The sequence below is a fragment of the Gallibacterium salpingitidis genome (assembly GCF_001678495.1).
Taxonomy (GTDB): domain Bacteria; phylum Pseudomonadota; class Gammaproteobacteria; order Enterobacterales; family Pasteurellaceae; genus Gallibacterium; species Gallibacterium salpingitidis.
This window is the reverse complement of sequence record NZ_JTJL01000064.1, coordinates 1-14334: the sequence shown is the minus strand read 5'-3', so window position 1 is coordinate 14334 and position 14334 is coordinate 1. Positions and strand designations below refer to the sequence as shown.

The 14334-nt window shown below is 38.3% G+C and carries 15 protein-coding genes; 14 read left to right on the top strand and 1 reads right to left on the bottom strand.

The window, feature by feature from the left end; translation table 11 throughout:
• Positions 1 to 46: 46 nt before the first annotated feature.
• Positions 47 to 1255, bottom strand: coding sequence for an aromatic amino acid transporter (locus QS62_RS10595; protein ID WP_066109972.1), 1209 nt, complete (start codon positions 1253 to 1255; stop codon positions 47 to 49).
• A 364-nt stretch (positions 1256 to 1619) separates the two neighbouring features.
• On the opposite strand from QS62_RS10595, the gene prfA reads away from it, so the two are divergent.
• The 14 genes from prfA to QS62_RS11920 all read left to right on the top strand — a co-directional run bounded on the left by prfA (position 1620) and on the right by QS62_RS11920 (position 14067).
• Positions 1620 to 2702 (top strand): peptide chain release factor 1, encoded by a 1083-nt coding sequence (gene prfA, locus QS62_RS10590; RefSeq protein WP_066109969.1) that lies wholly within the window; start codon positions 1620 to 1622, stop codon positions 2700 to 2702.
• 16 nt (positions 2703 to 2718) lie between these two features.
• The gene (locus QS62_RS10585; RefSeq protein ID WP_066109966.1) at positions 2719 to 3210 is read left to right on the top strand and encodes an RDD family protein; all 492 of its coding nucleotides are present in this window, start codon (positions 2719 to 2721) and stop codon (positions 3208 to 3210) included.
• A 2-nt stretch (positions 3211 to 3212) separates the two neighbouring features.
• The gene (prmC, locus tag QS62_RS10580) at positions 3213 to 4082 is read left to right on the top strand and encodes a peptide chain release factor N(5)-glutamine methyltransferase (protein WP_066109975.1); all 870 of its coding nucleotides are present in this window, start codon (positions 3213 to 3215) and stop codon (positions 4080 to 4082) included.
• A gap of 7 nt (positions 4083 to 4089) precedes the next feature.
• Entirely contained in the window at positions 4090 to 4926 is an 837-nt protein-coding gene (locus QS62_RS10575; RefSeq protein WP_066109963.1) for a SirB1 family protein, read from the top strand.
• Between the two features lie 15 nt (positions 4927 to 4941).
• Positions 4942 to 5796: a 3-deoxy-8-phosphooctulonate synthase gene (gene kdsA, locus QS62_RS10570; RefSeq protein ID WP_066109960.1), complete on the top strand. Its 855-nt coding sequence runs from the start codon at positions 4942 to 4944 to the stop codon at positions 5794 to 5796.
• 139 nt (positions 5797 to 5935) lie between these two features.
• Positions 5936 to 6877 (top strand): 2-hydroxyacid dehydrogenase, encoded by a 942-nt coding sequence (locus QS62_RS10565; RefSeq protein ID WP_066109957.1) that lies wholly within the window; start codon positions 5936 to 5938, stop codon positions 6875 to 6877.
• A gap of 91 nt (positions 6878 to 6968) precedes the next feature.
• Positions 6969 to 8153 carry a lipoprotein-releasing ABC transporter permease subunit gene (locus tag QS62_RS10560; protein WP_066109951.1) on the top strand — a complete coding sequence of 395 codons (1185 nt, stop codon included), beginning with the start codon at positions 6969 to 6971 and terminating at the stop codon, positions 8151 to 8153.
• Positions 8146 to 8868, top strand: a complete 723-nt coding sequence (gene lolD, locus QS62_RS10555; protein WP_066109949.1) for a lipoprotein-releasing ABC transporter ATP-binding protein LolD — start codon at positions 8146 to 8148, stop codon at positions 8866 to 8868. The genes QS62_RS10560 and lolD overlap by 8 nt, the downstream gene beginning before the upstream one ends.
• Entirely contained in the window at positions 8865 to 10115 is a 1251-nt protein-coding gene (lolE, locus tag QS62_RS10550; RefSeq protein ID WP_066109946.1) for a lipoprotein-releasing ABC transporter permease subunit LolE, read from the top strand. Before lolD ends, lolE begins: the two co-directional genes overlap by 4 nt.
• A 77-nt stretch (positions 10116 to 10192) precedes the next feature.
• Entirely contained in the window at positions 10193 to 11278 is a 1086-nt protein-coding gene (aroG, locus tag QS62_RS10545) for a 3-deoxy-7-phosphoheptulonate synthase AroG (protein WP_066109942.1), read from the top strand.
• A 139-nt stretch (positions 11279 to 11417) separates the two neighbouring features.
• Entirely contained in the window at positions 11418 to 11942 is a 525-nt protein-coding gene (gene hslV, locus QS62_RS10540; protein ID WP_066109940.1) for an ATP-dependent protease subunit HslV, read from the top strand.
• Entirely contained in the window at positions 11942 to 12262 is a 321-nt protein-coding gene (locus QS62_RS10535; protein ID WP_066109937.1) for a DMT family transporter, read from the top strand. Before hslV ends, QS62_RS10535 begins: the two co-directional genes overlap by 1 nt.
• Positions 12263 to 12279: 17 nt before the next feature.
• The gene (gene hslU / locus QS62_RS10530; RefSeq protein WP_066109931.1) at positions 12280 to 13614 is read left to right on the top strand and encodes an HslU--HslV peptidase ATPase subunit; all 1335 of its coding nucleotides are present in this window, start codon (positions 12280 to 12282) and stop codon (positions 13612 to 13614) included.
• A 306-nt stretch (positions 13615 to 13920) separates the two neighbouring features.
• A complete protein-coding gene (locus tag QS62_RS11920) occupies positions 13921 to 14067 on the top strand; it encodes an ESPR domain-containing protein (RefSeq protein WP_082966190.1) in 147 nt (48 codons plus the stop codon).
• Positions 14068 to 14334: the final 267 nt, after the last annotated feature.

The window sequence follows — 14334 nt, the reverse complement described above, 5'->3', positions numbered from 1 at the left end:
TTTAGCTAAAAGTTTTATAATTGACTTTGTCTAGGGCCTTAACATATTAACCTACAACAGGCGGTAAATAACCCGCTGAAATTAAGAATGGTACATTCATAATTAATAGCCCTAGGACTAATGCAACAAGTAATCCAACATTGCCGCCAATAACACGATATGGTAAGTCAGGATATTTTCTACGTAACATCCAAGCCATTCCCACAGGTAATACTAAACCATAAAAGGTGAACATTTGTCCCGCGTAGGTAAGTACAGCAAGGAAATCACGATAGAAAAGCGCAAATAATAAAGTTGGTACAAAGGTTAATAAGCTAAGACTAATGCGTGAAGCATTAACATTAACGCGTTTTAACAGATCATCTAAGCAATCAACCAATGCTAATGACACCCCTAAGAAAGAAGTAATTAATGCCAATGCCGAGAAAAGACGCACGATACCGCTGATAATTGAGCTGCCGGTAGCGTGATAGGTTGCTTGAACTAAGCCATTTAAGGTTGGATCGTTACGGATAATTTGAATAAATTGTACTTGCTCAAATACGCCATGGGTTGCCATTTGCCACAAGATATAAGCAACTAAAGGAATTGCTGTACCGCCAATAATCGCAATACGTAAACGACGAATATCACCATCTAAATAGTTATTGATACTTGGAATAACAACGTGGAAACCAAAAGAGGTAAAGAAAACTGGGCTTGCCGAAATAATTAAGAAGTGATGTAACGGCATTGCACCTAAATTTTCTAATGTCACTTTTGGCAGCATTAAAAATAATACTGTTGCAAAAGCAATTAATTTGGCAATAAACAGCAAACGTGTAAAGCCATCAACAGCGCTGGTACCAATGGTGACCGCAATGGCAAATAACACAACGAAAATAATAATGGCGAGAGTATTCGCGTGTTCACCGGCAAAAGTTAAAAATGGTGTAAAGAGATCGCCACCGCCAAGCGAGTAAACGGTGAGAATGGCATACATAAAGATGACTAAAGAGAGTGTCGCTAATACACGACCGATCATACCGAAGTGTTGTTCCGCTAAAGTAGCGATACCGGCATCTTTTCGTTCTGCTTTTTGATAAACCTCAACAAAAAGCAAAGCACTATAAGAGAGTAATGCCCACAACAAAAATAATAGAATTAAAGTAGTAATAAATCCCATTTCCGCAGAAGTAAGCGGCATTGCCAACATTCCGGCGCCAATAGTTGTTCCGGCAACAATTAAAGAGCTGCCTAACGTTTTATTTTTCATAATAAAATTCTCATAGATTGTGAATGACGGCGCAGATTTTATAGAAAAAGGTTTACAATGTAATCCTTTTTTTACAGCTTCTAATGTGCTTCGTGCTAACAGCTTATTTTTTAAACCGTTACTATGCGATCTATGTCACAAAATCAAAAAAGTATTGTGTTGAGAAGGCGTTAATTTTCAAACTGGTAAATCACAATGCGCAAAATAAAAGATGAAAACTTACCAGTTAAAAACAGAAATTAGCGAATCTCCAACAATCGGCATAAATTTACAGATATTTCCTTTTTCATCTTCAGGATTATTCGTTAGAATAAGCGGATTTTTGACTTAAGCGTAATATTGACAATAACAACAAAGGTGAATGATGAAAGCCTCGATTATTAGTAAATTAGAAACCTTAGATGAACGTTATGAAGAGTTGCAAGCGTTGCTTGGTGATCCTTCAGTTATCAATGATCAAGAAAAATTTCGTGCTTATTCAAAAGAGTATGCGCAATTAGAAGATGTGGTGAAATGTTTTGCACGTTGGAAACAATTAAATAACGATTTAGAAGAGGCGAAAATTTTACTTGATGACCCGAGTATGAAAGAGATGGCAGAAGAAGAAATCGCCGCTTGTACAACGGGAATAGAAGAGAGCGAGCAGCAATTACAAATTCTATTATTGCCAAAAGATCCAAATGATGAATATAACTGTTATTTAGAAATTCGCGCGGGAACAGGCGGCGATGAAGCGGGTATTTTTGCTGGCGACTTATTCAGAATGTATAGCCGCTATGCAGAAAGTAAACGTTGGCGTACCGAAGTGTTAAGTGCCAATGAGAGCGAACAAGGCGGTTATAAAGAGATTATCGTTAAAATTAGCGGTGAAAATGTTTATGGTCAGTTGAAGTTTGAATCAGGCGGTCATCGAGTACAACGTGTACCAAAAACAGAATCACAAGGTCGTATTCATACTTCGGCTTGTACCGTAGCGGTAATGCCTGAATTACCGGAATCAGCGTTGCCAGAAATTAACCCAGCAGATTTACGTATTGATACTTATCGTTCTTCTGGTGCTGGCGGACAACACGTTAATACCACCGACTCTGCGGTGCGTATTACTCATATTCCGACTGGTATCGTAGTTGAGTGTCAAGATGAACGTTCACAACATAAAAATAAAGCAAAAGCGATGTCGGTGCTGGCTTCTCGTTTAGTACAAGCGGAAGAAGAGCGTAAAGCAGCAGAACAAGCGGATACTCGTCGTAGTTTATTAGGTTCAGGTGATCGTTCAGATAAAATCCGCACTTACAACTATCCGCAAGGTCGTGTAACTGATCATCGTATTAACCTAACGCTCTATCGTTTAGATGAAATTATGAATGGTAAGATTGAAGAATTAATTCAACCAATTATTACCGAATATCAAGCGGAACAATTAGCAGCATTGTCAGATGAGAATTAATTCTTAAGGTAACGTAATGGCATTAGTAGAACCGCAATATGTACAAGAAGATGAAATCCAGGATTTTCCTGTCGCGACGATTACGAGGCGTATTGCTGCTGTTCTACTAAATTCAGCATATGCCTTTATTTGTTCTTTTATCATACCGTTAAGCGTTGGTCGGTTTGGCAGCGAAATGAATCCATATATTGCTATATGGGGTATTTCTGCCATTGTTGTGTTGTTGAGCATATTACCACAGCTTTATTATATGTATCGTTATCGACAAACCATTGGTAAGCGAATAATGAAGATTAAGGTTATTCGTGAGCCTAATAGAGAAATTAGTTTTTCGCGTTATTTTTTACGAGAAGTGATTGATACTCTATTTATGCAGTTGCTATCGATTTTTTATATCATACCTAATTTCTTGGTGGCGGTTTGGAATGGTAATAAGCATAGCACTAATAGAAGCTTAACCGATTTGATCATTGGTTCTAGAGTAGTACAGTTACCGAAAAATAGATGATGATGACTTATGCCGAATGGCTACGCTATGCGATAGCGCATTTACAAAAAAATGGCAGTGATTCACCTCAGGTAGATGCGCAGCTATTATTAACGAAAGTGACTGGACGCGATCGTTCCTATTTTCTCGCTTTTGGTGAAACAGAATTAACTGCAACAGCATTAACAGAGCTGGAATCTTTGTTACAGCGACGTTTACAAGGCGAACCGATCGCCTATATAACGGGAAGTCGAGGTTTTTGGTCTTTAGATCTTGCAGTATCAGAGAAAACCTTAATTCCGCGTCCGGATACGGAATGTTTAGTGGAAACGGCGCTAACATTAATTGATCAACAATTTCCACCGCCACAGCCATTGCATATATTGGATTTAGGAACGGGCACTGGTGCGATTGCTTTAGCGTTAGCAGATGAATTACAACAACGGCAGCGTGATTATCAGGTGATGGGTGTTGATCGCATTGCTGAAGCAGTAGCGCTAGCGACACAAAATGCCGAAACCAATCAGATAAAACAGGTAAGTTTTTTACAGAGCGATTGGTTTTCAGCACTTTCTCAACAGCAAAAATTTGAGATTATTGTCAGTAATCCACCTTATATTGCTAAGGATGATCCGCATTTGCAGCAAGGAGATGTTCGCTTTGAACCTTTATCAGCACTGGTGGCAGAGGATAATGGTTTAGCTGATATTGCACATATTATCGAACATGGACGCGATTTTATTGCCCAGCAAGGTTGGTTACTGTTAGAACATGGGTGGCAGCAAGCAGAAGCAGTACAAACATTATTTGCGCAATATTATTGGCAAGATATTCAAACAGTAATAGATTATGGTGGTAATCAACGCGTAACTTTCGCGAGATGGAGTAAATAATAAATATATGATTAGCATAGATGAGAGTGACAGAAAATTAAGAGAATATGATTTGCGAGTGAAAGCGAAAAAACAACTTTTTCAATATATTCTATCGTTAAATAAAATCATTGATCCTAACTGTAAAACCAGCAGTATTTATGGACGTATGGGGCATTTAACCAGAGAGTTGGCTATTTTCTTTGGGGAAGAAAAAGATCCGAAAATGCGTATCCATCTGTTATTACAATTTTTCTATGGTGAGAAAGGTTTTTTTTGTGATCGAGAAAGTTATTTTTACTCATCTAACTTAATGTTTTCTCATGTGTTGGATACCAAAGAGGGTACGCCAGCTGTATTAGGCTCAATGGTGTTATTCCTTGCTGCACAGTTTGATTTACCTATTACCGGGATTAATTTTCCAACCCAGCTGTTATTACGGGCAGATGTGGACGAAGAAGTGGCTTTTATCAACCCTTGGGATGGTAAATATGTGCAGTATGATACCTTAAAAACATGGTTGGAAGGTTATCTAGGTTTTGGCACACCGCTCACCGCAGAATATATTGAGAGCGCAGATATCTTTGAGTTAGAAGAGCGTATTTATCAGGTGTTGAAAATGGCGTTAATTCGTGAAGGCAAAAACGAACAAGCATTAGCGTTAATCGAACATCAATTAAGCGAAGATCCAGAAAATCCATATGAAATTCGTGATCGTGGTGTCGTTTATGGACATATGGAATGTTTCCACTTGGCAGTGCCAGATTTGCAATATTTTGTGGAACAATGTCCAGAAGATCCGGCAACGCCATTAGTTAAAATGCAAATTAAAGATTTAGAAGCAATTCCTTATTCATTTCAATAGTATTGGGAAACAAGTATGCAAAATAAAATTATTAAATTGGACAATATCGAAATTGCGAACAACAAACCGTTTGTTTTATTTGGCGGTATGAATGTGTTGGAAAGTCGCGATATGGCGATGCAGGTTTGTGAGCAATATGTCAAAGTAACGGAAAAATTAAAAGTTCCTTATGTCTTTAAAGCCTCTTTTGATAAGGCAAACCGTTCATCAATCTACTCTTATCGCGGTCCAGGAATGGAAGAAGGATTGAAAATTTTTGCGGAATTGAAAGCGACTTTTGGCGTAAAAATTATTACTGATGTGCATGAAGTATATCAATGCCAGCCAGTTGCAGAAGTAGTGGATATTATCCAATTACCAGCATTTTTAGCGAGACAAACAGATCTAGTAGAAGCGATGGCGCGTACTGGTGCCATTATCAATGTAAAGAAACCACAATTTTTAAGTCCCGGACAAATGGGCAACATTGTTGAGAAAATCGAAGAATGTGGTAATGACAAAGTGATTTTATGTGATCGTGGTACTAACTTCGGTTATGACAATCTTGTTGTAGACATGCTTGGCTTTAGCATTATGAAACAAGTATCTAAAGGGTGCCCGGTGATTTTTGACGTCACCCATTCATTACAATGCCGTGATCCTTTTGGCGCTGCTTCTGGTGGTCGTCGCGCTCAAGTGACTGAATTAGCAAGATCAGGTTTGGCGATTGGTTTAGCTGGATTGTTCCTCGAAGCGCATCCAAATCCGGCGAAAGCAAAATGTGATGGCCCATCTGCATTGCCATTAGATAAGCTTGAACCATTTGTTGCCCAAATGAAAGCGATCGATGATTTAGTGAAAAGTTTCCCTGAATTAGATACCGCTAATTAGTGAAAAATCGGGGTTGATACACATAATGAGTAGAAATTGGACAGTAGCGTTGAATTTACCAATTTCTACTTTGCAACCCTTACTTTTATTGTTATCTTGAAAAACGTTTTTGTTACCAAATTGAAACAAGGAGCCTGTAATGAAAATTGTCTTTTTAGATAGCACTGCCATTCCAAAACATATTCCTATTCCTCGCCCGACATTTGCTCATCAGTGGACTGAGTATGAACATACTTCAGCAGCACAAGTCATCGAAAGAGCACAAGATGCAGATATTGTTATCACCAGTAAAGTGATTTTCAGCAAAGAGGTGATGCAGCAATTACCGAAATTAAAGTTAATTGCGATTACCGCAACAGGCACCAATAATGTTGATTTAGTCGCGGCGAAAGAATTAGGTATTGTGGTCAAAAATGTGACAGGTTATTCCTCTGTGACTGTTCCTGAGCATGTGTTAGGAATGATTTATGCGTTACGTCATAGCTTAATGGGATGGTATCGTGATCAACTAACTGATCGTTGGGTGGATAATCCGCAATTTTGCTATTTTGATTACCCAATCAAAGATGTAAAAGGCTCAGTATTAGGTATTATTGGTCGTGGTAATTTAGGACGTGAGATCGGACGTTTAGCAGAATTGTTAGGTATGCAGGTGTTATATGCAGAACATCGTGGTGCTACAACAATTCGTGAAGGTTATACCAAATTTGAAGAGGTCTTAGCGCAAGCGGATATTTTGACCCTACATTGCCCATTAACAGAAACCACACAAAATTTAATTAATCGTGATACCTTGGCGTTATGCAAAAAAGGAGCAATTTTAATTAATACTGGTCGTGGCCCGTTGGTTGATGAACAAGCATTGTTAGATGCATTAACATCAGGTTATCTTTCTGGCGCAGCAATTGATGTAATGCGTAAAGAACCGCCAGAAAAAGGCAATATTTTAATGGAAGCGGCGAAACGCTTACCAAATTTATTGATTACGCCACATATTGCGTGGGCATCAGATTCAGCAGTAACAACGCTAGTCAATAAAGTGGCACAAAATATTGAAGAGTTTGTTGCTACTGGCAAATAACTTACAGTGATATTGATAATAACAAGATAAAATCCGTTCAAATTAATGAACGGATTTATTATGTAATCGTTAGGAACTCATAAGGAAAACTATGTCGGTGAATGTTCCACTGATGGTGGCATTGCGTTATTGGCGTTCCAAAAGTGGAGATCGCTTTGGGCGCTTGGTCACTCGCTTAGCCAGTATTGGCATTATGCTTGGTGTTATGGCACTCATTATTGTACTGTCAGTAATGAATGGCTTAGAAACCTATCAAAAACAGAATGTTTTATCCCATATTCCACAAGCGATTGTTGCACCACAGCAACAATCTTTCTCTTTGCAACAAACCTCATTACCGCCGTTGCCAACTTTTGTCACTAAAGCAGTACCGATTAATTTGGCGCAAGTGATTATCCAAAGTACTGATGGTTTAAGCGCTGCTCAATTGATTGGGGTACAGCAACGAGAAGATGATCCGTTATTGGAAACCTTAGATCAGCCATTAAGCACATTATTACCTGCGAATCAATTTAATCTGATTATTGGCAGTCGTTTAGCCAAGCAAAACCAATTACACGTTGGTGATAAGGTACGCTTATTGATCCCGGAAAATAGTGTTTATACTCCGTTAGGCAGAATTCCAGTACAACGCCTATTTACCATTTCAGCAATTTATCCAGAGTGGAGTATGGATCAGCAAGTATTCGCCAATTTGCAAGATGTTGGACGCTTATTGCGCTTAAAAGCGGATCAAGTGCAAGGGCAGCGACTATTTTTACAGGATCCATTCTTAATTACTGAATTACCGAACTATTTCCCAGAAAAACAGTGGAAGATTAGCGATTGGCGCGCGCAAAAAGGGGAATTTTTCCAATCTGTCAAAATGGAAAAGAATATGATGTCATTATTGGTGGGCTTAATTATTTTAGTCGCTATCGCTAATATCGTTACTTCGTTAAGTTTGATGGTGCTTGATAAACAAGCGGAAATTGCTATTTTGCAAACACAAGGTTTAACGCGCCGTCAAATTATGCAGATTTTTATTTATCAAGGTATGGCGATTAGTGTGCTAAGTACAGTAATTGGTGTGATTTTAGGCATATTATCTAGCCAATATCTCACGCCGATTTTATCGCTATTAAATCCACAAGGATTAGCCTTACCAAGTGAACTTGATATGGTGCAGATTCTATTTATTACTATTTTTTCATTAACTTTATCTTTCCTTTCTACGCTTTATCCGGCTTATCGTGCAGCGAAGATTGAACCAGCGGAGGCGTTGCGTTATGAGTAATTCTATGTCTAATGTAAATTCAAACAACCAAGCTATGTTATTAACTTGCCAACAGTTATCAAAGGTTTATCAAGAAGGAGATAAAGCAACACCGGTATTAAAAGATATCTCTTTTGGGGTGAAACGTGGCGATCTTACTGCAATTGTTGGTAGTTCAGGTTCAGGGAAAAGTACCTTGCTGCACCTGTTGGGCGGTTTGGATAAACCTACTAGCGGTGAAGTTTGGCTGAATGGACAACAATTATCGCAATTATCAGATAGCCAGATAGCGAAATTACGCAATCGTCATTTAGGTTTTGTCTATCAATTCCACCATTTAATGGCGGATTTTTCGGCGCTAGAGAATGTGGCAATGCCTTTATTAATCGCTGGTGAAAAAAAAGATCGTGCTTATGCGCAAGCAGAAGCAATGTTAAAAGCGGTTAGTTTAGCGCACCGTATTGAACATCGTCCATCAGCGTTGTCGGGCGGTGAACGTCAGCGTGTGGCGATTGCGAGAGCATTAGTGAATAATCCTGATTTGGTGTTGGCGGACGAACCAACAGGTAACCTTGACCAAAAAACGACAGAGCATATTTTTGAACTGATTCAACAGCTGAATGCAGAAAAGCAAATTGCCTTTTTATTGGTGACACACGATTTAAATTTAGCAGCTAAGTTACAACAACGATATCAAATGCAAGATGGTGTATTAACGGCGGAGAATATTCTATGAGCACACCATTTTTCATTAGCTGGCGCTATCAGCGTGGTAAACAGAAAAATCGTTTAGTTTCTTTAATTGCATGGTTCTCAACGATTGGTATTGCTTTGGGTGTTGCGGTGTTAATTATTGGGCTAAGTGCAATGAATGGTTTTCAACGTGAGTTGGATCAACGGATTCTTGCCGTAGTGCCACATATTGATATTACGGGTTATGAGCGTCAGCCAATAGAAGATTGGCATCAATTACAACAAGCTTTAGCTAACCATTCGCAAATTAAAGGTATTTCGCCTTATGTTGCTTTTACTAGTTTGGCGGAGTCAGGCAGTAAATTGAAGGTCATTCAAGTGAAAGGTGTTGATCCAACATTACTGCAAAAAGTAAGTGCCGTTGGGCAATTTGTGCTGCAGCAAGGTTGGCAAAAATTTGCCGCAGAAAAACAAGGTATTATTCTTGGTTATGGTATTGCCAAAGATCTTGATGTGAAAGAGGGTGATTGGGTATCGCTGTTGGTATCTAATCAAAATCAACAAGATATCAGTAAAATGGCACAACCAGAACGGCACCGTTTACAAGTGATGGGTATTTTACGCTTAGATGGACAACTTGATCACAGCTACGCATTTATTCCATTGTCGGTGGCACAACAATATCTGAATTACAACGAAAATCAGGTAACTGGCGTAGAATTAGCGATTAAATCGCCTTTTGCGGTTAATAGTTTTGATTATTCTGCGTTGGCAACTTATCCACAAGGGTTGATTGCTAATACTTGGATTGATAGTTTTGGCTATATGTATCGTGATATTTCTTTGATTAAAACCATTATGTATTTAGCAATGGTGTTAGTGATTGGAATTGCCTGCTTTAATATTATTTCTACGCTGATTATGGCGGTGAAAGATAAACAGGATGATATTGCGATTTTACGGACTTTAGGGGCAGATAGCCGTTTTATCCGTCATATTTTTTTGTGGTATGGCCTATTTTCCGGAATGAAAGGTTGTTTGTGGGGAATTGTGTTAGGTATTTTGGTAGCCTTAAATCTTACTGAAATTATCTATATCATTGAAAAAATCTTACATACTAAGATTTTATCTGATGGTGTTTATTTTATTGATTTTATGCCGAGTGAATTGCATGTTACTGATGTCGCGTTAGTATTTTTTGCCACTTTAATTTTAAGTTTAGTGGCTTCATTATATCCGGCGATTAGAGCAGCACGTTTACAACCAGCAAAAGTTTTAAATAACCATTAAATAATAGTTGAAATAAAAAATCTATGTGCTAGCATTTGGACTAGTTTAGTAGTACACAAATACAAGAGAGTGATTAAATGGCAGTTATTAAAAAAGATATTCGTATTGAAAATGATGATGTTCGTATTGCAAAAGTCGAACAATTATTACCACCAATTGCTTTATTAGAAAGATACCCAGCCAGTAAGACCGCAGTAAAAACGGTAAAACAGACTCGCCAAGCGGTACACAACATTTTACATCGCGAAGATGATCGTTTATTGGTCGTGATTGGACCTTGTTCAATTCATGATCCAGTGGCGGCACTAGATTATGCCAAACGTTTAAAAGTATTGCGTGAAGAATTAAAAAATGAATTAGAAGTGGTAATGCGTGTTTATTTTGAAAAACCACGCACTACCGTAGGTTGGAAAGGATTAATTAATGATCCGCATCTTGATCACACTTATGCACTAAATGATGGTTTAAGAATGGCGCGTAAATTGTTATTAGATGTGAATGATCTTGGTGTACCGGCAGCAGGTGAATTCCTCGATATGATTACACCGCAATATATCGCTGACTTTATGAGCTGGGGTGCTATTGGTGCAAGAACTACTGAATCACAAGTGCATCGTGAATTATCGTCTGGTTTATCTTGCGCAGTAGGATTTAAAAATGGTACCAACGGTGGCGTGAAAATTGCTTTAGATGCAATTGGTGCAGCAGAGGCTTCACACTATTTCTTATCAGTAACTAAATTTGGTCATTCAGCGATTGTGGCGACAAAAGGTAACCCAGATTGTCATATTATTTTGCGCGGTGGTGATAAAGGGCCAAATTACTCTGAAGAGCATGTACTTAAAGTAGCAAAAGATATTGAAAAAACAGGACGTATTCCACATGTGATGGTGGATTTCAGCCATGCAAATAGTTCAAAACAATTTAAGAAACAGCTAGAAGTATGCGATGAAGTTTGTCGCCAAATTAGCCAAGGTTCTCGTCATATCTTTGGGGTAATGGTGGAAAGTAACTTAGTTGAAGGTCGTCAAGATATTATTGAAGGCAAAAAGCTAGTTTATGGACAAAGTGTGACTGATGCTTGTATCGGTTGGGAAGATACCGAAAAAGTATTGTATGACTTAGCGGCAGCAGTCAAAGCAAGACGCGCAAAATTAGCATAATATCCTAGTAATGTTTTGAATATCGCCTGTCAATTTGATGGGCGATATTTTTATTTGTCTTTATTAACTTGAAACCTTTGTGCTTGCACCCATATAGGGAAGCATTGTGTAAATTGTAGGAGCAAGAAGGAAATAAATTATGACTACAATCGTAAGTGTTCGCCGTAATGGCCATGTTGTTGTGGGCGGTGATGGTCAAGTGTCACTTGGCAATACCGTAATGAAAGGAAATGCACGCAAAGTGCGTCGTCTTTATGGCAATAAAGTATTAGCTGGTTTTGCCGGTGGTACTGCGGATGCGTTTACCTTATTTGAACTGTTTGAACGTAAATTGGAAATGCACCAAGGGCATTTATTAAAAAGTGCAGTAGAACTGGCGAAAGAGTGGCGTACCGATCGTGCGTTACGCAAATTAGAGGCAATGTTGATTGTTGCTGATGAGAAAGAGTCTTTGATCATTACAGGTTTAGGTGATGTGGTACAACCAGAAGAAGATCAAATCTTAGCGATTGGTTCTGGTGGTAATTATGCGATGGCAGCAGCCAGAGCGTTAGTTGCTAATACCGATTTATCAGCAAGAGAAATTGTCGAAAAATCATTGAAAATTGCTGGTGATATTTGTGTTTTCACCAACACTAACTTTACGATTGAGGAATTACCATAATGGCTTGGATCTATTTAATTTGTGCTGGTCTTTTTGAAATTGGTTGGCCGGTAGGATTAAAGATCGCTTCATTACCGGGTAAGACCATTATCGGTAGCTTAATTGCCATCATTTTTATGGTTGGCAGTGGCTTATTATTATATTTAGCACAAAAAGAAATACCTATGGGAACAGCCTATGCGGTTTGGACGGGTATTGGTGCAGCTGGTGCATTTTTAGTTGGTGTCATCTTCTATCACGATGCATTAACTTTTTGGCGTGCACTAGGGGCAATAATGATTGTTGGCGGCGTGATTGTTCTAAAATTGGCGGCGCATTAATAAAAAAGGATAAAGATATGTCTGAAATGACTCCTCGTGAAATTGTTTCTGAATTAGATAAACATATTATTGGACAAGCAGATGCAAAACGTGCGGTAGCGATTGCGTTACGTAATCGTTGGCGTCGTATGCAATTACCAGAACCACTTCGTCACGAAGTAACGCCAAAAAATATTTTGATGATTGGGCCGACCGGGGTTGGTAAAACTGAAATTGCACGTCGTTTAGCGAAATTGGCAAATGCCCCATTTATTAAAGTTGAAGCAACCAAATTTACCGAAGTGGGTTATGTAGGGAAAGAGGTTGATTCAATTATTCGTGATCTTGCTGATGTGGCAATGAAATTGGTGCGTCAAACGGAAATTAACAAAAACCGTTATCGTGCGGAAGAAGCAGCGGAAGAACGCATTCTTGATGTGTTATTGCCACCGGCTAAAGATCAATGGGGTCACGTAGAAAATAGCGATTCTAATAGCAATACTCGTCAAATTTTCCGTAAGAAATTACGTGAAGGTCAATTAGACGATAAGGAAATTGAAATTGATGTAGCGGCTGGCAGTTCTGTAGGCGTAGAAATTATGGCGCCTCCGGGAATGGAAGAGATGACAAGTCAATTACAATCTATGTTCCAAAACTTATCGAGCGGTCAAACCAAGAAACGCAAAATGAAAATTAAAGATGCGTTAAAGGTGTTGATTGAAGATGAAGCAGCGAAACTCATCAATCCAGAAGAATTAAAACAGAAAGCGATAGAAGCAGTAGAACAGCATGGTATCGTCTTTATTGATGAGATCGATAAAATCTGTAAACGTGGTGAAACTAGTGGCCCAGATGTTTCTCGTGAAGGGGTGCAACGTGATTTATTACCATTAGTGGAAGGTTCAACCATTAACACTAAACATGGTATGGTAAAAACTGATCATATTCTCTTTATCGCTTCTGGTGCGTTCCAAGTAGCTCGTCCATCAGATTTAATTCCTGAATTACAAGGTCGTTTACCGATTCGTGTTGAGCTAGGTGCATTAAGTGCAAAAGATTTTGAACGTATCTTAACAGAACCAAATGCCTCTTTAACTGAACAATATAAAGCGTTAATGCAAACTGAAGGAGTAACAGTTGATTTCACTAAAGAAGCCATTGCCACCATCGCGGAAGCGGCATTTCGTGTTAATGAGAAAACCGAAAATATTGGGGCAAGACGTTTGCATACTGTATTAGAACGTTTAATGGATAAAATTTCTTTTGATGCTTCTGATATGAGCGGTGAGAAAGTTACTATTGATGAAGCTTATGTAAAATCAGCATTGGGAGATGTAGTAGAAAACGAAGATTTAAGTCGTTTTATTCTATAAAAAGTCTTTAATTGATCAAAAGCCTGAGTAATCCTAAAAGATGCTTAGGCTTTTTTGTTATTTGGATTATTTCGTAAAATCTTTGTACTTTTCCTCTTTTCGCTTTTTCTATGTTGTGATATTTGTGAATAAAATGTGTCCTATTTCACAAAATCTTAAAAAAAATCGGTTTTAGTTTTAAAAAACTGACAAAAAATACATAAATAGGTATATACTAACCATAAGTTATTTTTAAATAACGTTTCTGTATGACAGAGAATTTTCTGTTATGTCTTTATTATTCACTTAGCAACAAAGGAACTTATTATGAATCATACCTATCGTTTAGTGTGGAATGCCGTTAGGCAGTTATGGCAGTGTGCCTCAGAAAATACTCGAGCAAAAGGCAAAACCGGCGCAGTAAAAGCGGCGGCAAATTCTCAAATTACCCCCCCCACAAGCATTATTAACTAATAAAATTACTTCCTTTTCTCTTTATAAATTTCCTTTAACTCTCCTCACAACAACAGTCTTATTTCTTTTAGCAAATCCAGTATTAGCGGAAGATGGAAATTTTCCTGATGGGATTAATGGTAATAGTGCGGTCGTTGATATTTCTAATCAGAATAACAGTGTTAGTTCAGAAAGCAAAAGTGCGATTGAATTGCTGAATGGACAAAATGCGGAAGCGATTATTTTAAAAGCGATTGAAAATAATAGTATCTCTACGAATAGTGATAG